Here is an 18,248-nt window from a genome sequence, read left to right on the forward strand (position 1 = left end):
CGCCCGGCGGCCCTTTTCGGATTGTTCAGGTCGCCGAGCTGTAGCGGCGAACGCCGTTCTCCTGACGTGGCAACTGCGCTGCGACGCTGCCAGGTACCGGGAACAGCACCAGATGGTCTGCCGCCACGCTGATGCCGACATCCTGACCGATCTGATGATCGATATGGCTCGGGAAGATCGCCTCCAGCTGACTGCCGGTGGGTAACTGCAGGCGATACAGCGTCGATGCGCCGAGGAAGCTCTTGCCGATGATGTTCGCGCGCAAGTTGCTGTCAGGCGAATGGAGGATGTCATCCGGACGCAGCAACACGTCTACCGAGCTGCCCAGCGCCATGCTGTAGGCACGGTTGCCGCGCAGTTCGCCCAGTTCGGTATTGACCGCGTCATGGCTGCTCATCTGGCCACGGATGAAGTAGCCCTGGCCGATGAAGCTGGCGACGAACGGCGTCTGCGGCTCGTGATAGAGGTTGTAGGGGGTATCCCACTGCTCCAGGCGGCCTTCTTTGAACACGCCCACGTGATCGCTCACGGCGAAGGCTTCTTCCTGGTCATGGGTGACCAGAATGGCGCTGGTGCCGCGGCTCTTGAGGATGTCGCGCACTTCATGGCTCAGACGGCGGCGCAGCTCGACGTCCAAGTTGGAGAAGGGCTCGTCGAGCAGCAGCAACTGCGGTTCCGGGGCCAAGGCGCGGGCCAGGGCCACCCGTTGTTGCTGGCCGCCGGACAGCTCGTGGGGGTAACGACCACCCAGGCCGCCGAGCTTGACCAGCTCCAGCATTTCATCGACCACCTCACCTTGGCGCGGATGCTTGCCAATGCCGAAGGCGATGTTCTGTGCAACGGTCAGGTGGGGGAACAGTGCATAGTCCTGGAATACCATGCCGATGCGGCGTTTCTCCGGCGCCAGGGTGAACCCTGCGCGGGAAATGACCTCGCCGGCCAGCTGGATCTCGCCCTCATGCACCGGCTCGAAACCGGCGATGGCGCGCAGGGTTGTGGTCTTGCCGCAACCTGAAGACCCCAGCAGGCAACCGATGTCGCCTGCGTTCAGGTGCAGATTGAGGTTCTGGACGATGCGCTGGTCGCCATAGCCACAGGCCAGGTTGCGCAGGTTGAGCAGTAGCGGATGACTCATGCGTGGTGGTAAGCCGGTTCTACAAGGAATTCCAGAAGGGCCTTCTGCGCATGCAGGCGGTTTTCAGCCTGGTCCCAGGCGACCGAACGTGGGTCGTCGAGCAGATCCTGGCTGATTTCCTCGCCACGGTGGGCGGGCAGGCAATGCATGAACAGGGCGTCGGGTGCCGCCAAGTCGAGCAATTCGCGAGTGACTTGGTAGGGCGCGAAATGCGCCAGGCGCCGTGCAGTTTCCTCCTCCTGCCCCATGGAAGTCCAGACATCGGTGGTCACAAGGTGTGCACCGCGCACGGCCTCCTTGGGATCACGGACGATGGTCACACGCTCGCCGCCTAACTGGAGGAAGCGCGGATCGGGCTCGTAGCCTTCCGGGCAGGCGATGCGCAGTTGGAAGTCGAACTGGTGGGCGGCTTCGATATAGGAGTTGCACATGTTGAAGCCATCGCCGATCCAAGCCACGGTCTTGCCCTGGATCGAGCCACGGTGTTCGAGGAAGGTCTGCATGTCGGCCAGCAACTGGCACGGGTGCGACTCATCGGACAGGGCATTGATCACCGGGACGCGCGAATGGGCGGCGAATTCGGTCAAGGTGCTGTGGGCATGGGTGCGGATCATCACCACGTCGAGCATGCTCGACAGGACGATGGCGCTGTCGCTGATCGGCTCGCCACGGCCCAGCTGGGTGTCACGTGGCGACAGGAAGATGGCCTGCCCGCCCAGCTGGATCATGCCGGCCTCGAAGGACACGCGGGTACGGGTCGAGGACTTTTCGAAGATCATCCCCAATACGCGGTTCTTCAGGGGCTCGAACAGCACGCCTCGCTTGCGCAGGTCCTTCAGCTCGATGCCTCGGCGGATCACACCGAGCAATTCGTCGGTGGTGAAATCCAGCAGGGAGAGAAAGTGCCTAGCGCTCATGATTGACTACCTTATCTGCAACGGTTTGCAGGTCGACCGTATGGTTTTGTTGACAACGGGAGTGACCTGCGGCGTAAGCCGCACGAGGCGGACGGAATAGGGAAAGGCGCAATACTATAATTAAATGTCGCCTCAAACCAAGAGGGGAAACAGCGGCTCTATTACAGCGGGTGTCATAACCCCTTGTGAGGCAGCTGTTTTTTATTTTCTACAGGGGTTGTACACGGCTTGCCGACGGTTTGGCAAACCCCTTGTCGCGAATCGCGCATCACAAGGCGGGGGATGTTCAGGTCACTGCGCGGCGGCGATGCGCATGTGAAGGCCGCTGCGGTGCTGGCAAGGCCGAGCATGCTGCTCGGCTTTCCGTTACAATGCGTCACCGTGCCGACGATCGCGTCGGAAAGTTCAGCCGAGGTGCTTCATGGATATCATCGAAACAATCAAAGAGCAGATCGCCAACAACACCATTCTGCTTTACATGAAAGGCTCGCCGAATGCCCCGCAGTGCGGCTTCTCGGCGCGTGCTGCGCAGGCCGTGATGGGTTGTGGCGAGAAATTTGCCTACGTCGACATCCTGCAGAACCCGGAAATCCGCGCCAACCTGCCCAAATACGCCAACTGGCCAACCTTCCCGCAACTGTGGGTCGGTGGTGAGCTGGTCGGCGGCAGCGACATCATGCTCGAAATGTTCGAGAAGGGTGAGCTGCAGACCCTGATCAAGGAAGCCGCCGCCAAGGCCAAGGCCTCCGAAGCCTGATCCTGCTTCAGCCCCGCGACCGAACAGGCCTGGCGGGGCTGACAAAGTTTCACAGACAGGCATGAAAAAGCCCCGCACATGGCGGGGCTTTTTCATGCCTGACTCAATTTATTCTTCGCCCATCTGCGACTGCAGGTAGTTCTCGATGCCGATCTTGTCGATCAGGCCTAGTTGGGTTTCCAGCCAGTCGATGTGTTCTTCCTCGGACTCGAGGATATCTTCAAGCAGTTCGCGAGAGCCAAAGTCGCCAACGGTCTCGCAGTGAGCGATCGCAGCCTTGAGATCGACCAGGCCCTTCTGCTCGATCTTCAGGTCGCATTCGAGCATTTCCTTGGTGTGTTCGCCGATCAGCAACTTGCCCAGGTCCTGCACGTTGGGGATGCCTTCGAGGAAGAGAATACGCTTGATCAGTTTGTCAGCGTGCTTCATTTCATCGATGGATTCCTTGTACTCATGCTTGCCGAGTTTGTTCAGACCCCAGTCTTCATACATACGTGCGTGCAGGAAGTACTGGTTGATTGCGACCAGCTCGTTTCCGAGGATCTTGTTGAGATGCTGGATGACGCTTACGTCGCCTTTCATGTCGGGTTCCTGCCCTGTTGAAATGTGTCAATACAAGAAGTCTGATCCCGCAAATGCCCTCTGTCAAACCTAAGTTATTGAATAGTAAGTGAAAATTAATAGGAATAAGAATGTTTGTGAACCGCGTTAGAACGCTAACTTCTTGAATTCTAGGCATAAAAAAACCGGACACTTGGTCCGGTTCTTCGAATTCTCTGGTTTCAGGCCGCGGTGAATTCAACGGGGTAGGGCAGGGCGGCTTGCTGACTGACCTGGAGTTCGGTCAGTGTGTCGCGGACTACCTGCTTGGCCAGGCACGCGCATTTACCACATTGGCTGCCCACATTGGTGGCGGCTCGGACTTCCTTGTAGCTGCAGCATCCTTCATAGATCGCATCGCGGATCTGTCCGTCGGTGACGCCGACACAAAGACACACATACATAGGGGAGACCATCGCTGGTTGAGGCTCGATGGGGTGGAGCTTAATGGTAATGAGAATGCGTGTCAAAGAACTTTCGGCGAGCCCCGGGCTTGAGCGACCGGTGGTTGGATTCGGCCTGTCACCAGAAGCCGTGTATGATGGGCGACCTTTGCTGGATGCCGGGCGGCTCCGCCCACCCAGGCATCGGTATTTCATCACCCTCAGGAGATCACGAATGAGCGTACTCGTTGGTAAACAAGCCCCTGACTTCACCGTCCCAGCCGTGCTGGGCAACGGCGAAATCGTCGACAGCTTCAACCTGGCTTCGGCCATCAAAGGCAAGTACGGCCTGGTATTCTTCTACCCGCTGGACTTCACCTTCGTCTGCCCGTCCGAGCTGATCGCCCTGGACCACCGCATCCCTGACTTCCAGGCGCGCGGCGTGGAAGTGATCGGCGTGTCGATCGACTCGCACTTCACCCACAACGCCTGGCGTAACACCCCGGTCGACAAAGGCGGCATCGGCCAGGTCAAGTACACCCTGGCAGCTGACATCGCCCACGACATCTGCAAGGCCTATGACGTCGAGTCCGAAGGCGGTGTTGCCTTCCGTGGCGCCTTCCTGATCGACAAGAACGGCGTCGTCCGTTCGCAGATCGTCAACGACCTGCCACTGGGCCGTAACATGGACGAACTGCTGCGCCTGGTCGACGCTCTGCAATTCCACGAAGAGCACGGCGAAGTCTGCCCTGCCAACTGGAAGAAAGGCGACAAAGGCATGACCGCTTCGCCGGAAGGCGTCGCTGCCTACCTGAGCGAGAACGCTGGCAAGCTGTAATTGTCACGCGCATAAAAAAACCGGCCTTCGTGGCCGGTTTTTTTATGCGTTGGGTTCGAGCTCAATCATTGAAGTCGCGCCAGCCGCCCATTTCCTTCCAGCGGTTGACGATGCCGCAGAACAACTCGGCGGTTTTCTCCGTGTCGTAGCGGGCAGAGTGGGCCTCACGACCATCGAAGTCGATGTCGGCGCTCTGGCAGGCCCGTGCCAACACGGTCTGGCCGTAGGCCAGGCCGGCCAGGGTGGCCGTGTCGAAGCTGGAGAACGGGTGGAACGGATTGCGTTTGAGGTCGGTGCGTGCCACCGCGGCATTGAGGAAGTTCAGGTCGAAGCTGCTGTTGTGCCCGACCAGAATTGCCCGTTTGCAGCCATTGGCCTTCAACGCCTTGCGCACGCCGCGGAAGATGTCGGTGAGCGCAGTTTCCTCGCTAACCGCCATGCGCAGCGGGTGGTCCAGCTTGATACCGGTAAACTCCAAGGCAGCCGGCTCGATGTTGGCCCCTTCGAACGGCTCGACCCGGTAGAAGTAGGTGTGCTCCGGGAACAGGAAGCCCTTTTCGTCCATGCCGATGGTGACTGCGGCGATTTCCAGCAATGCATCGGTCGCACTGTTGAATCCGCCGGTTTCAACGTCCACCACGACGGGCAGGTAACCGCGGAAACGCTCGGCCATCGGATGGCGAGCGCCGCCGCCTTGACCTTCCTGGTCCTCTTCGTAGAACGCTTCGCTCACGCCTGGCCCTCCAGCAGACGCCAGCGCAGCTTCTCGCCCGCGCGCAGGGGAATCACAGTGTTGTCGCCCAGTGGCAGGCTGTCCGGAGCAGTCCACTCCTCGCGAACCAGGGTAATGGTGTCGGTGTTCGCCGGCAGGCCGTAGAAGGCCGGGCCGTGCAGGCTGGCGAAGCCTTCCAGCTTGTCCAGGGCATTACGCTGCTCGAACGCCTCGGCATACAGCTCGATGGCGGCATAGGCGGTGTAGCAGCCGGCGCACCCGCAAGCGGCTTCCTTGGCGTGACGGGCGTGTGGCGCCGAGTCGGTCCCCAGGAAGAACTTGCTGTTGCCGCTGGTGGCCGCGTCCAGCAGGGCCACCTGATGGGTGTTGCGCTTGAGGATCGGCAGGCAATAGAAGTGCGGACGGATCCCGCCCACCAACATGTGGTTGCGGTTGTACAGCAGGTGCTGGGCGGTGATGGTCGCGCCGACGTTGGCCGGGGCCTGCAGGACGAACTGCGCGGCGTCGGCGGTGGTGATGTGCTCGAACACCACCTTCAGGGTCGGGAAACGCTCGACCAGGCGAACCAGGTGCTCGTCGATGAAGCGCTTCTCGCGGTCGAACACATCGACTTCGGCACGGGTCACCTCACCGTGCACCAACAGCGGCATGCCGGTCTCGGCCAGGGCTTCGAGCGCTGGTGTGATGTTGTCCAGGCTGGTCACGCCCGAGTCGGAGTTGGTGGTGGCGCCGGCCGGGTACATCTTGGCGGCATACACGAATCCGCTGGCCTTGGCCGCGCGGATGTCCTCGGCGCTGGTTCGGTCGGTGAGGTACAGCACCATCAACGGCTCGAAGCGGCTGCCGGCCGGACGCGCGGCCAGGATGCGCTCACGATACGCACCGGCCTCGACGGCATTGCGGACCGGCGGGACGAGGTTGGGCATGATGATGGCGCGGGCGAAGGTGCGCGCCACATCGCCAACGGTATGGGGCAGGACGGCACCATCGCGCAGATGGATGTGCCAGTCGTCGGGACGCAGGAGGGTCAGGCGATCGGACATTGGGGATTCCAGGCGGGTCGAACTCAAGCCCCCATGCTACCGGAAAACCCTGGTGCGAGCACGGCTATCAAGTTTTCGCGCAAGCGTCCGATAGCTTGCAGGTAAGCCGTCAGAATCAGTGGAGCCGCCCGTGCGCCAGCGTTACCTAGCCCTGTTCACCTTGCTTGCCAGCCTGCCGGCCGGGGCATTGACCTTCCAGACTCGCGTGGAGAACGTTACCTGGAACGTCGAGGGGGACCAGTTCGAATGTCGCCTTGTCCAGCCGATCGACGGTTTTGGCAGCGGTGAGTTCGTGCGCAGGGCCGGTGAGCAGCCGATCTTCCAGTTGCGCTCGCACACCAATGCGCTGGGCGCGGGGGGCGCGACGCTGTTGGCCGCGGCTGCGCCGTGGCAGCCCGGACGCGGCGATATCAACCTCGGCTCGGTGCGCATGGGCCGTACCGGCGTGCTGTTCACCTCGACCCAGGGCCAGGCCAGTCGCTTGATCAATGGCTTGCTCGATGGGCGCAGCACAGTGGTGCGCAACTACACCGGCGAAGGTGGCAGGCCCATGGAAGTGCGTGTGCTGCCTGTCAGCTTCGCCAAGGCATATGGCGACTACCAAGTGTGCGCCAGCAAATTGTTGCCGATGAACTTCGATCAGATCCGCCAGACCCAGGTAGGCTTCCCTCGCGGCATCGAGCTGGACAGCTCGGCCAGGGCACGTCTGGACGTGATCCTGGACTATCTCAAGGCCGATCCGTCGGTGAACCACATCGAGCTCGATGGCCACTCCGACAACAGCGGCAATCGCTTGACCAACCGGGACACCTCACGGCGCCGGGCGCTGGCGGTTGCCGATTACCTCAAGGCCCATGGCGTGCCAGAGGAGCAGATCACCGTGCGCTTCCACGGCGAGCGTTACCCGCTGGCCAAGAACAACAGCGCCGCCAACCGCGCACGCAATCGCCGGGTGAACATCCAGCTGGACCGTGTCACGCCCGTCGAAAAGCCGGTGGAAAAAGCGCCTGAAAAACCCACGCTACAGCCGCCGGCAGCCCCTGCCGCCACGCCTCCAGCAGCACCGGCGGCCGCTGCGCCGCGTCCAGTTGCCGGCAAAACCGCCTGAATGCGACCGCTGGTCGCGGTCTTGACCGTTACTGTCGCTTTGTCGTCACAAGCTGTCGCCCCATTGTAAATATTTCAGTGGGGCCGGTAGAATCAACCGCTTTCCGTACAACCCCGTGGAGTGATGGCATGGCGGACGTAAAAAAGGTCGTACTGGCGTATTCCGGCGGCCTTGATACTTCGGTGATTCTCAAGTGGCTGCAGGATACCTACAACTGCGAAGTGGTGACCTTCACCGCTGACCTGGGGCAGGGCGAAGAGGTCGAGCCGGCCCGCGCCAAGGCCCAGGCGATGGGCGTGAAAGAAATCTACATCGACGACCTGCGCGAAGAGTTCGTGCGTGATTTCGTTTTCCCGATGTTCCGCGCCAACACCGTCTACGAAGGCGAGTACCTGCTGGGTACTTCCATCGCCCGCCCGCTGATCGCCAAGCGTCTGATCGAAATCGCCAACGAAACTGGCGCCGATGCCATTTCCCACGGTGCCACCGGCAAGGGTAACGACCAGGTGCGCTTCGAGCTGGGCGCCTATGCGCTCAAGCCAGGCGTCAAGGTCATCGCACCATGGCGTGAGTGGGATCTGCTGTCCCGCGAGAAGCTGATGGACTACGCCGAAAAGCACGGCATTCCGATCGAGCGCCACGGCAAGAAGAAGTCGCCGTACTCGATGGACGCCAACCTGCTGCACATCTCCTACGAAGGCGGTGTCCTGGAAGATACCTGGACCGAGCACGAGGAAGACATGTGGCGCTGGAGTGTCTCTCCGGAGAACGCCCCAGATCAGGCTACCTACATCGAACTGACCTACCGCAACGGTGATATCGTCGCTATCGACGGCGTCGAGATGACCCCCGCCACCGTGCTGGCCGAGCTGAACCGTATCGGCGGCGCCAACGGCATCGGTCGTCTGGACATCGTCGAGAACCGCTACGTGGGCATGAAGTCCCGCGGTTGCTACGAAACCCCTGGCGGCACCATCATGCTCAAGGCCCACCGTGCCATCGAATCGATCACCCTGGACCGCGAAGTCGCTCACCTGAAAGATGAGCTGATGCCGAAGTACGCCAGCCTGATCTACACCGGCTACTGGTGGAGCCCGGAGCGTCTGATGCTGCAACAGATGATCGACGCCTCCCAGACCAACGTTAACGGCGTTGTCCGCTTGAAGCTGTACAAGGGCAACGTCATCGTCGTCGGTCGCAAGTCGGACGATTCGCTGTTCGATGCCAATATCGCGACTTTCGAAGAAGATGGCGGCGCCTACAACCAGGCCGATGCTGCAGGCTTCATCAAGCTCAACGCCCTGCGTATGCGCATCGCTGCCAACAAGGGTCGTTCACTGCTCTGATCCTTGCGAGTACCTTGAAAACCCCGGCCCTGCGCCGGGGTTTTTTTTTGGCCTGGACTTCAGGAGGGATCACGTTTTTCGTCAGTGCCCAGAGCGCTGACCGAAAGATTGATGCGAACACGGGTATCCAGGTTGTCGAGAATCCAGCTGCGGGGGAGGGCATGAGACTGGGTGAGAGCATGCAGAATATGGGTTTCGATGATCTTGCGCGTGTCCGGGCCGCAGAGGGTGATGCTTATGGTTTGTACCGGCACTGGTGTTGTCGAGGGCGATCGCGCTGGCAAGACGTTTTCAGGCGCTCGTGCAAGGGAGGTATGTATGTCGGTCTTTTCCCCTGCCTCCGGGGGAGGTGGCTGGTACAAGGATTGATTGTTGAAGTTCAAAGTCAGGAAAAACAACATGGTCAGGAAGAAGGGAAAGCCCACTAGGAACCAGGTGTAGATTTCCTGGCTGTTCTCGCTGAGAAACGGCAGCGTTGCCAGTGCAGAGGCTTCGATGACGCCAGCGAAGATGGCGATGATTGCCAAAGGGCTGATGGAGTCGGTTTGCATGGTCATGGCCCACGAATATTTACCTATCTCTCGCCTGATTTGAGGCAGATGAAAAGATAGAGCTGTTTCCCGTGGAGTGACGTGGCGCTTTATGTTCATCGAATTCTCTAAAGTTACCCGCAGGAATAGAGAATTCCTTCAAGTCAAAAGCGTTATGGTGGTGGGGTTTTATATTGCTTATTGTTAGTTTGTAGGCGGCGCCTTGCTGTCAGAAGTTTGAAGTAATTAGTTCGTAGGAAATTTCTTTATTTTATGTAGGGGCTCTCTCTGCTTGGTGATGGGCGGCATTTCGCTGCGCCATAAGGCGGTCAGCTCGGTTATCGTAATGCTTTGGAGTTGTAATAGTGAATCAATGGATGCCGCATGAATAAAGTGCTTATCGTGGATGATCATCCGGTAATTCGTCTTGCCGTACGCATGCTGATGGAGCGGCATGGATACGAGGTGGTGGCGGAAACCGACAATGGTGTGGATGCCTTGCAATTGATCCGGGAGCATCTTCCGGACATCGTGATACTGGATATCGGTATTCCGAAGCTCGATGGCCTGGAGGTCATTGCCCGCATGGCATGCATTAGCCCAGGCAGCAAAGTGCTAGTGCTGACCTCGCAGGCTGCGGGGCATTTTTCGATGCGTTGCATGCAGGCCGGCGCCGCCGGTTATGTGTGCAAGCAGCAAGACCTGACCGAGTTGCTCAGTGCGATCAAGGCGGTGCTGTCCGGATACAGCTATTTCCCCAATCAAGCGCTGCACAAGACTCGGGGATGCGTGAAAGGCGGTAGCGAGGAGGAGATGGTCCAGCGTCTCTCCGGCAGGGAGGTGATGGTGTTGAAGGAACTGGCCAGCGGCAAGAGCAACAAGGAAATCGCTGACAGCATGTTCCTCAGCAACAAGACGGTGAGCACCTACAAGACGCGTCTATTACTCAAGCTCAATGCCCATTCGCTGGTCGATCTCATCGAACTCGCCCAGCGCCATGGCTTGTCCCGCCCCTGAAACACCAAGCCTCCGCAAGGGAGGCTATAAGGACGCCTGACCCCTCACAGGTCGTAGTCAAAATCGGCGAGTTGCTTTTGCAGGCGCCGCTCCTCGAGAAGGTTGTCGATGGTGCGGCGTTTGCTCAAATTGGTCTTTGCAGGTTCCACCTGAGGCTCTGCGTCGTCTTCCGAGGTGGAAAATTCGTCGTCGATTGACAGCTCGTCTTTATCGGTGCTCATGAGTCACTCCAAGCCAAAGGGCCGTTGGCCGTCCTTATAGCGAGAAACCTGATTCCGGTAAAAAAGATTTTTTCAATCGTATACAACCATTTCTTTCTATTGCATCAATCGTCAGAAGTTTTGTGCTTGTACTCACACAAGTCTTCGATCCGACAGCTTCCACAGCGAGGCTTACGCGCTTGGCAGACATAGCGTCCATGGAGGATGAGCCAGTGGTGCGCGTCGAGCAGATAGTCTCGGGGCACGAACTTCATGAGTTTCTTTTCCACCTCCAGCACGGTCTTGCCAGGGGCGATGCCGGTGCGATTGCTGACACGGAAAATATGCGTATCGACCGCCATGGCGGGCTGGCGGAAGGCGGTGTTGAGCACTACGTTCGCAGTTTTGCGACCTACGCCAGGCAATGCTTCCAGGGCTTCGCGGGTCTGTGGCACTTCGCTGCCATGATGCTCAATCAGCAAACGACACGTTTCGATGACGTTCTTGGCTTTGCTGTTATAGAGGCCGATGGTCTTGATGTATTCGCTTAGTCCTTCGACACCCAGGGCATAGATAGCCTCTGGGGTATTGGCAACTGGATACAGTCGAGCGGTAGCTTTGTTGACGCCGACGTCTGTCGCCTGTGCGGAAAGGATCACAGCAATCAACAGTTCGAAAGGCGTGGTGTAGGCCAGTTCGGTTTTCGGGTCGGGATTGTCTTCGTGCAGCCTGCGAAAGATCTCGAGGCGTTTGGCAGCATTCATGGGCTCAAAGGCTTCCTTGACGGCGTGAGGGGGCAGGCCCCGGGCGCAGGCGATTGTACAGGGCCAGCAGCAGGCCAAGCAGTATCAAACCGCCTGGTGCAAGGCTCGCCAGGTGGATGCCTGGCCCGCTTGCCAGCCATTGTCGACAGGCGCCAAGCAGTGTGCACAGCACCAACAGGGCGACCACATAAACAGCAAGATGACGCCAGCGCTCCGTCGTGGGCAGCAGGTAGTCCACTGCGAGGCTCTGCATGCATAGCAAGGCCGGGTAGTGGCCGAGCGCCAGTGCCAGAGGCAGCGACCAAGCGTTCAAGCCCAATTGCAGGCAACTGGCCAGACCCGCGAGCAGCAGCAGACTGGCCAGCAAGCGGGGAGTGTCAGCCGGCGTCTTGCGCAGTGGGACCATCAAGGTCTGGTGGATGATGATCATCCCGGCCGCGCACAGGCCAATCATCACCCCTTGCGCCAGTGTCGAAGTGGCGCCGACCAACGATATCGCGCTCACTCCCAGTAGCCCGAACCTAGTCATGAGCACGCGCCTCCAGCAGCACGGTTCGATGTGTGTCGAAATAGCGCAAGGCGTCCTGCAAAGCGTCGATCACCGCTCGTGAGGTGACAGTGGCCCCCGCCAGCTGATCGAAGTCCCCTTGATCGCGCTTCAGTGCCCATCGGCTGGTCGCGGTGTGACCCGCAAATTGAGCCAACCAGTGCACGCCAGGATCGATCAACCGGGCCCCCAGTCCTGGGCTTTCTTGTTGTTCGAGCACCTGGATGCCCAGCAGGCGGCCATCGGGAGCGATAGCGATCGCCAGGACTATCGGGCCGGCATAGCCCTGAACCTGACTGCGCAGCAAGATGGCGCTCGGCTTTCCCCCCAGTGTGGCACGGTAGCCGGCGAGCAGTTCGCTATGGGGCAGGCGGGCATCGCGCAGGGCCAGGGGCGTTTGCAGGGGCTGGTTGTCGTAGCTGCTGTCAGGAAGCACTGAAAGCCATTGACGGTTTTGCAGTTGTTGCTCGGCTTGCTGGATCGCCGGGCGCGTCCAATGCCTCCAGGTCAGCGTCACGCCCAGTGACAGTACGCCGACCATCGTCACCAACAGGGCACCACGCGCTGTACGGTTCATGGCATGGCCTGCGTGCGGCGTGCGGCATATCGCTCCAGAACCGGCACGACAAGGTTCATCAGTAAGATGGCGAACGCAGTACCGTCGGGGTAGCTCCCCCAGGTTCGGATCAAGTAGATGAGTAAACCCGTGCCGAAACCGAACAGCAGCCGGGCTTGAGCACTCTTGGGGCCGGACACAGGCTCAGTGGCGATGAAGAACGCGGCCAGCATGGTGGAGCCGGAAAACAGGTGCAGCAGGGGCGAGCCATTGGAGTCGGAGCCCGAACCGTTCCAGCACAGCAGACTGAACAGGAATAACCCGCCGAGCAATCCTGCCGGCGCGTGCCAGCTGATGATCTTGCGCTGAAGCAGGAACAGCCCGCCCACTAGGAACCCGGCATTCACCCATTCGCTGCCTCGCCCCCCGACCGCGCCGAACCCTGGGTGCTGCGTGAACAGTTCGTCGATGGTCAGGCTGCGATTGTGACGTAGGCCATCGAGCACCGTTGGGGTAGCCCAGGCGTCGATTTGTCCGCTGTGGGCCCAAAGTCCGTGCAGGCTTTCCATGAGCCCAGGCGATTGGCCCGGCCATTGATTCATCTGCAACGGGAAGCTCAGGAGCACGAAGGCATAGCCGACCATCGCGGGGTTGAAGAGGTTGCGGCCGACGCCGCCAAAAGCTTGTTTGCCAATGCCGATGGCGATGCTCGTGGCGATGACCGGCAACCACCAGGGGGCATGGGAGGGAAGTGCGGCGGACAGCAGCACGGCGGTCACCAAGGCGCTGCCATCGGCCAGCGTCGGCTGTGGAGGATGGCCGCGCAGGGCCAGGAGCAGCGCTTCGCAGGCTAGCGCGGTACTTGCGCAGAACAGCAAGTTGAACAACACCCCCCAGCCGTACAGCCAAAGCAACCCCAGCAGGCCAGGCACACAGGCCAGCAGCACCTGGCCCATGGTGCTTTGCAAGCGTGGATCAGGCCCGGGCATGATCCGCCCCGGCTTGGAGGGCATCGAGGTGCTGTTGGGCGTCTGTGGCTGCTTTCTCCAGCAGGTGTAACTGGGCGAGCTGCGCCTCGTTCGGTGCGGCGCCGAAGGCACTGCGGGCTTTGTTCAGTTGCGTGCGGCTCATGGCGGCGGCGATCTTGGCCTGCTTGAGCGCAGCATCGTTGCTGGCAGCTTTTTGCGCCTTGACCCGTTCGATAGCGGCTTTGATCGGGTCGGACGCTGCCTCGGTGCTGGCTGTCTGGGTGCTTGCGGTCCCTGGACTGCGCGCGAGACGCTCAGCCTGGCGGCGCGCTTCATCGCGCTGCAGTCGGGCATTGCGTTGTTCGTGGCGATGACGGGCGTGGTCGCGACGTTTGGCGCGGGCATCGCGCTCTTCAGCGGTGTGGGCGAGGCCGCCGACGATCGGTACGATCTTGTTCGGCAGGGGTAGCAGGTCGATGCAATCGACCGGGCAAGGCGCCAGACACAGGTCGCAGCCGGTGCATTCGCTGGCGATGACCGTGTGCATCAGCTTGGCGGCGCCGACAATGGCATCTACCGGACACGCCTGGATGCATTTGGTACACCCGATGCACTCGGCCTCGCGGATGAAGGCGACCTGCGGTGGTGCGCTGCCGCGCTCGGTGTCCAGGGCAATGACGGGCACCTTGAGCAACTGGGCGAGGGCGGCGATGGTTTCTTCACCACCCGGTGGGCATTTATTGATCGCTTCGCCCGCAGCCAGCCCTTGGGCATAAGGCCGGCAGCCCGTGTGGCCGCATTTGCCACATTGGGTTTGCGGCAGCAGGGCGTCGATGCGTTGAATCAGACTCATTGTGTAAATAATCCGTTGAAGCCGGAAAACGCCATGGCCATCACCCCAGCGCCGACCAGTTCGATCGGAAGGCCACGCAAGGCGTTGGGAATGTCTGGATGATCGCTGCGCTGGCGCAGGTCATCGAACAGTGCTAGGGCCAGCCAGAAGCCCAATCCGCCGATCACGCCCCAGCCCCACACGGCCAGCCATCGATCATTCGCCTGGGTGACCTGTAGCAGAAAGCCTAGCACCAGGCTGTTGCAGAGCAGCCATAGCGGCAAGCCCTCCAACGGCCAGGTGGGTTGTATCCGCTTGAGTGCATACGCCATGGCCCAGGCCAGTAACGCCAGTAGTGGCAGGAACAGGAACAGTTGCATGTCCTGCAGCCCCAATGTCATCCATACCTGATCGTGCAACAGCTTTCCAAGCGGCAGGCCCAGCAGCGTGAGCAAGGCTGTGGATGCGCCCAGCACGTGGATCCGCAGGCGGGAAACCGGCGCCCGGTGCAGGATCAGGTGGTTGACCAGCGCAGCGCTGACCAGAACCAAGACGTAGTCGTTCATGGGGATGCCGATGGCCGGGGCTGCCGTCATTATCCGGTAGGCGGCAGGGGATGGAAATGCCCCGGCGCTTGGCCGGGGCAGAAGGACGCTTATTTGATGCGCTGGCCTGGTTTGGCGCCGCTGTCGGGGCTGAGCAGGTAGATTTCTTCGCCGCCAGGGCCGGCTGCCATAACCATGCCCTCGGACACGCCGAAGCGCATTTTGCGTGGCTTGAGGTTGGCGACCATCATGGTCAGACGGCCTTCAAGCTTGGCCGGGTCTGGATAGGCCGACTTGATGCCGGAGAACACGTTGCGACGCTCGTCGCCGATGTCCAAGGTCAGGCGCAGGAGCTTGTCGGCCCCTTCCACGGCTTCGGCCTTGACGATCAGCGCCACGCGCAGGTCGACCGCAGCGAAGGTGTCGAATTCGACCTCTGGCGACAGCGGATCTTTGGTCAGCTCGCCGTTGCCAGCCGGGACGGTGGATTGGGCGGCGGCCAGGTCTTCCTTGCTGGCGGCGACCATGGCCTCGACCTTGGCAGGCTCGATACGGCTCATCAGCGCCTTGAACGGGTTAAGCGTGTGGTTTTCCAGGCGCGACAGGTGATCGTTCCAGGTCAGGGGCGCGACGTTGAGGAAGGCCTCGGCGTCGGCGGCCAGCAGCGGCAGTACCGGCTTGAGGAAGATCACCAGCTGGCGGAACAGGTTGATGCCCTGGGCGCAGATCGCCTGGACTTCGTCCTGCTTGCCTTCCTGCTTGGCCAGGGACCACGGGGCCTTGTCGGCGATCCAGGCGTTGGCGCGGTCGGCCAGGGCCATGACTTCACGCATGGCACGGGAGAAGTCACGGTTCTCGTAGGCTTCGGCAATCGACGGCGCGGCGGCGAGGAAAGCCTCGCTCAACTCGGGGGCGGCGTCGCCGGCGACCAGAACGCCCTCGTTGCCCTTGTGCACGAAGCCTGCGCAGCGGCTGGCGATGTTGACCACCTTGCCGACCAGATCGGAGTTGACCTTTTGCACGAAATCATCGAGGTTCAGGTCCAGGTCGTCGACGCCACGGCCGAGCTTGGAGGCATAGTAGTAACGCAGGTATTCGGGGCCCAGGTGGTCCAGGTAGGTGCGCGCCTTGATGAAGGTGCCGCGCGACTTGGACATCTTGGCGCCGTTGACGGTCAGGTAGCCGTGCACGTTGATGCCGGTCGGTTTACGGAAGCCCGAACCTTCGAGCATGGCCGGCCAGAACAGGGCATGGAAGTTGACGATGTCCTTGCCGATGAAGTGGTACAGCTCGGCCTTGGAGTCTTCTTTCCAGAACGCGTCGAAGTCCAGTTCCGGACGACGCGCGCAGAGGTTCTTGAAGCTGGCCATGTAGCCGATCGGGGCGTCCAGCCAGACGTAGAAGTACTTGCCTGGCTCGCCTGGAATCTCGAAGCCGAAGTACGGTGCATCACGGGAGATGTCCCATTCCTGAAGGCCCGAATCCAGCCACTCGGCGAGTTTGTTCGAGACGGCTTCCTGCAGGGTGCCGCTGCGGGTCCACTGCTGCAGCATGGCCTGGAAATCCGGGAGCTTGAAGAAGAAGTGCTGGGAGTCGCGCAGCTCCGGGGTGGCGCCGGAGATGGCCGATTTCGGGTTCTTCAGCTCAGTGGGCGCATAGGTGGCACCGCATTTTTCGCAGTTGTCGCCGTACTGGTCTTCAGCCGCGCATTTGGGGCAGGTGCCCTTGATGAAACGGTCGGCCAGGAACATGCCTTTCTCGGGGTCGTAATACTGGGTGACCGAACGGGTGGCGATGTGGCCGGCGTCGCGCAGGCGGGTGTAGATGAGGCTCGACAGTTCGCGGTTTTCTTCGCAGTGGGTCGAGTGGAAGTTGTCGAAGTCGACCAGGAAGTCGGCGAAGTCGCTGCTGTGCTCGGCCTGGACATTGGCGATCAGCTGTTCGGGCGTGATGCCTTCCTTCTCGGCGCGCAGCATGATGGCCGAGCCGTGGGCGTCGTCGGCGCAGACGTAGATGCACTGGTTGCCGCGCAGCTTTTGGAAGCGAACCCACATGTCCGTCTGGATGTACTCGAGCATATGGCCAAGGTGGATTGAACCGTTGGCATAGGGCAGGGCGCTGGTGACGAGAATCTGGCGTGGCTCGGACATGGTGGCTCGGCTACTTAATCTGGCGACAGGATGGAAAATAAAGATGATCGGCAACTATAAAGGGCTCACGAATATATTTCACCCCAAGGACGCATCTGCTGACGATTGACGGGTTAGCATAGGCACCTGTTCGATCTACAGCCTGCCAATGGGAGCCTCCATGAGTGCCGTCACACGTGCCGCCGTCGAAGGCGTGCTTCGCCAGTACACCGACCCCTACCTGAACCAGGATCCGGTCAGCGCCGGTTGCGTGCGCGCCATCGACATCCAGGGTGGCCAGGTCAATGTGCAATTGCAGCTGGGTTATGCGGCCGGGCTGTTCAAGAATGGCTGGGCGCAGGTGCTGGGCACGGCCATCGAGAACCTCGACGGCGTCACTGCCGCGCAGGTGTCGATCGAGTGCGTGGTCGCGACGCACAAGGCGCAGGCCCAGGTGCCGGCCATGGCAAACGTCAAGAACATCATCGCCGTGGCCTCGGGTAAGGGCGGGGTGGGCAAGTCCACCACCGCGGCCAACCTGGCCTTGGCTCTGGCTCGGGAAGGCGCCCGGGTCGGCATCCTGGACGCCGATATCTATGGTCCGAGCCAAGGCGTCATGTTCGGTATCGCCGAGGGCACCCGCCCGCAGATCCGCGAACAGAAGTGGTTCGTGCCGATCAAGGCCCATGGCGTGGAAGTCATGTCGATGGCATTCCTCACCGATGACAACACACCGATGGTCTGGCGCGGCCCTATGGTCTCCGGAGCCCTGCTGCAACTGGTGACCCAGACGGCGTGGGACAACCTGGACTATCTGGTGATCGACATGCCACCGGGCACTGGCGACATCCAGTTGACCCTGGCGCAGAAAGTGCCGGTGGCAGGTTCGGTGATCGTGACCACCCCGCAGGATCTGGCGCTGCTGGATGCGAAGAAAGGCGTGGAGATGTTCCGCAAGGTCAACATCCCAGTGCTGGGCGTGGTGGAGAACATGGCCGTGCACATCTGCTCGAATTGCGGTCATGCCGAGCACTTGTTCGGCGAGGGCGGCGGCGAGAAGCTGGCGGCCCAGTATGGCGTCGACCTGCTGGCCTCGCTGCCGCTTTCGATGCTGATCCGCGAACAGGCCGACAATGGCAAGCCGACCGCCATTGCCGAGCCGGAAAGCCAGATCGCCATGGTGTACCAGGAGCTGGCCCGCCAGGTGGGCGCGCGGATCGTGCTGCAGGAGGCTGCGGCGCCGGCGATGCCGAACATCACTATCAGCGAGGACTGATTCGCAGGGCTGGCTCGTCTGCTT

Annotated in this window: 20 protein-coding genes and 1 pseudogene; 6 read left to right on the forward strand and 15 right to left on the reverse strand. The window is 60.9% G+C overall.

Annotated features, from left to right (window positions below):
• Positions 1-25 precede the first annotated feature (25 nt).
• Together ACNFCH_RS01585 and argF are read right to left on the reverse strand one after the other, a co-directional pair.
• Complete coding sequence (locus tag ACNFCH_RS01585; RefSeq protein ID WP_337157761.1) at positions 26-1,135, reverse strand: ABC transporter ATP-binding protein; 1,110 nt, start codon at positions 1,133-1,135, stop codon at positions 26-28.
• Complete coding sequence (gene argF / locus ACNFCH_RS01590; protein ID WP_337157760.1) at positions 1,132-2,052, reverse strand: ornithine carbamoyltransferase; 921 nt, start codon at positions 2,050-2,052, stop codon at positions 1,132-1,134. The genes ACNFCH_RS01585 and argF overlap by 4 nt, the downstream gene beginning before the upstream one ends.
• A 421-nt stretch (positions 2,053-2,473) precedes the next feature.
• Here argF and grxD point away from each other — a divergent pair, with 421 nt between their 5' ends.
• Positions 2,474-2,809, forward strand: coding sequence for a Grx4 family monothiol glutaredoxin (gene grxD, locus ACNFCH_RS01595; RefSeq protein WP_043206518.1), 336 nt, complete (start codon positions 2,474-2,476; stop codon positions 2,807-2,809).
• Between the two features lie 108 nt (positions 2,810-2,917).
• Here grxD and bfr read toward each other — a convergent pair whose 3' ends face one another.
• Positions 2,918-3,391 carry a bacterioferritin gene (gene bfr / locus ACNFCH_RS01600; RefSeq protein ID WP_054891795.1) on the reverse strand — a complete coding sequence of 158 codons (474 nt, stop codon included), beginning with the start codon at positions 3,389-3,391 and terminating at the stop codon, positions 2,918-2,920.
• A 200-nt stretch (positions 3,392-3,591) separates the two neighbouring features.
• On the reverse strand, positions 3,592-3,813 hold the full coding sequence (locus ACNFCH_RS01605; RefSeq protein WP_337157759.1) for a bacterioferritin-associated ferredoxin: 222 nt from the start codon (positions 3,811-3,813) through the stop codon (positions 3,592-3,594).
• A gap of 214 nt (positions 3,814-4,027) precedes the next feature.
• Between ACNFCH_RS01605 and ACNFCH_RS01610 the strand changes: the two genes are divergently transcribed.
• Positions 4,028-4,630: a peroxiredoxin gene (locus ACNFCH_RS01610; RefSeq protein WP_043206522.1), complete on the forward strand. Its 603-nt coding sequence runs from the start codon at positions 4,028-4,030 to the stop codon at positions 4,628-4,630.
• 61 nt (positions 4,631-4,691) lie between these two features.
• Here the strand turns inward: ACNFCH_RS01610 and rnt are convergent, their stop codons facing one another.
• Positions 4,692-5,303 (reverse strand): ribonuclease T, encoded by a 612-nt coding sequence (rnt, locus tag ACNFCH_RS01615; protein ID WP_230387848.1) that lies wholly within the window; start codon positions 5,301-5,303, stop codon positions 4,692-4,694.
• A 56-nt stretch (positions 5,304-5,359) separates the two neighbouring features.
• Positions 5,360-6,406 (reverse strand): dihydroorotase, encoded by a 1,047-nt coding sequence (pyrC, locus tag ACNFCH_RS01620; protein WP_337157758.1) that lies wholly within the window; start codon positions 6,404-6,406, stop codon positions 5,360-5,362.
• Between the two features lie 130 nt (positions 6,407-6,536).
• Between pyrC and ACNFCH_RS01625 the strand changes: the two genes are divergently transcribed.
• Both ACNFCH_RS01625 and ACNFCH_RS01630 read left to right on the forward strand, forming a co-directional pair.
• A complete protein-coding gene (locus ACNFCH_RS01625; protein WP_337157757.1) occupies positions 6,537-7,514 on the forward strand; it encodes a flagellar protein MotY in 978 nt (325 codons plus the stop codon).
• Between the two features lie 128 nt (positions 7,515-7,642).
• Positions 7,643-8,860 (forward strand): argininosuccinate synthase, encoded by a 1,218-nt coding sequence (locus ACNFCH_RS01630; protein ID WP_196164655.1) that lies wholly within the window; start codon positions 7,643-7,645, stop codon positions 8,858-8,860.
• A 59-nt stretch (positions 8,861-8,919) separates the two neighbouring features.
• Here the strand turns inward: ACNFCH_RS01630 and ACNFCH_RS01635 are convergent, their stop codons facing one another.
• Positions 8,920-9,510 (reverse strand): hypothetical protein, encoded by a 591-nt coding sequence (locus ACNFCH_RS01635; protein ID WP_416742130.1) that lies wholly within the window; start codon positions 9,508-9,510, stop codon positions 8,920-8,922.
• 264 nt (positions 9,511-9,774) lie between these two features.
• On the opposite strand from ACNFCH_RS01635, the gene ACNFCH_RS01640 reads away from it, so the two are divergent.
• A complete protein-coding gene (locus ACNFCH_RS01640) occupies positions 9,775-10,407 on the forward strand; it encodes a response regulator transcription factor (RefSeq protein WP_070093522.1) in 633 nt (210 codons plus the stop codon).
• Between the two features lie 44 nt (positions 10,408-10,451).
• On the opposite strand, the gene ACNFCH_RS01645 is transcribed toward ACNFCH_RS01640, so the two are convergent.
• The 8 genes and pseudogenes from ACNFCH_RS01645 to metG form a co-directional block, all read right to left on the reverse strand.
• Complete coding sequence (locus ACNFCH_RS01645) at positions 10,452-10,628, reverse strand: PA3496 family putative envelope integrity protein (RefSeq protein WP_043213055.1); 177 nt, start codon at positions 10,626-10,628, stop codon at positions 10,452-10,454.
• A 104-nt stretch (positions 10,629-10,732) separates the two neighbouring features.
• Entirely contained in the window at positions 10,733-11,371 is a 639-nt protein-coding gene (gene nth, locus ACNFCH_RS01650; protein ID WP_070575027.1) for an endonuclease III, read from the reverse strand.
• Between the two features lie 4 nt (positions 11,372-11,375).
• Positions 11,376-11,900 carry an NADH:quinone oxidoreductase gene (locus ACNFCH_RS01655; RefSeq protein WP_416742131.1) on the reverse strand — a complete coding sequence of 175 codons (525 nt, stop codon included), beginning with the start codon at positions 11,898-11,900 and terminating at the stop codon, positions 11,376-11,378.
• Positions 11,893-12,495, reverse strand: coding sequence for an RnfABCDGE type electron transport complex subunit G (locus tag ACNFCH_RS01660; protein ID WP_416742132.1), 603 nt, complete (start codon positions 12,493-12,495; stop codon positions 11,893-11,895). Before ACNFCH_RS01660 ends, ACNFCH_RS01655 begins: the two co-directional genes overlap by 8 nt.
• Positions 12,492-13,463 (reverse strand): RnfABCDGE type electron transport complex subunit D, encoded by a 972-nt coding sequence (locus ACNFCH_RS01665; protein WP_337157753.1) that lies wholly within the window; start codon positions 13,461-13,463, stop codon positions 12,492-12,494. The genes ACNFCH_RS01660 and ACNFCH_RS01665 overlap by 4 nt, the downstream gene beginning before the upstream one ends.
• A gap of 4 nt (positions 13,464-13,467) precedes the next feature.
• Positions 13,468-14,295 (reverse strand): annotated as a pseudogene (gene rsxB / locus ACNFCH_RS01670) (electron transport complex subunit RsxB); the annotation flags it as partial.
• The gene (locus ACNFCH_RS01675; RefSeq protein WP_337157752.1) at positions 14,292-14,840 is read right to left on the reverse strand and encodes an Rnf-Nqr domain containing protein; all 549 of its coding nucleotides are present in this window, start codon (positions 14,838-14,840) and stop codon (positions 14,292-14,294) included. The gene ACNFCH_RS01675 and the pseudogene rsxB, both read right to left, overlap by 4 nt.
• Positions 14,841-14,929: 89 nt before the next feature.
• Positions 14,930-16,969, reverse strand: a complete 2,040-nt coding sequence (metG, locus tag ACNFCH_RS01680; RefSeq protein WP_337157751.1) for a methionine--tRNA ligase — start codon at positions 16,967-16,969, stop codon at positions 14,930-14,932.
• Between the two features lie 160 nt (positions 16,970-17,129).
• Between metG and apbC the strand changes: the two genes are divergently transcribed.
• The gene (apbC, locus tag ACNFCH_RS01685) at positions 17,130-18,224 is read left to right on the forward strand and encodes an iron-sulfur cluster carrier protein ApbC (protein WP_196164647.1); all 1,095 of its coding nucleotides are present in this window, start codon (positions 17,130-17,132) and stop codon (positions 18,222-18,224) included.
• Positions 18,225-18,248 lie beyond the last annotated feature (24 nt).

This window comes from Pseudomonas sp. NY15354, from assembly GCF_048068075.1.
In the GTDB taxonomy this organism is placed as follows: Bacteria; Pseudomonadota; Gammaproteobacteria; order Pseudomonadales; family Pseudomonadaceae; genus Aquipseudomonas; species Aquipseudomonas guariconensis_C.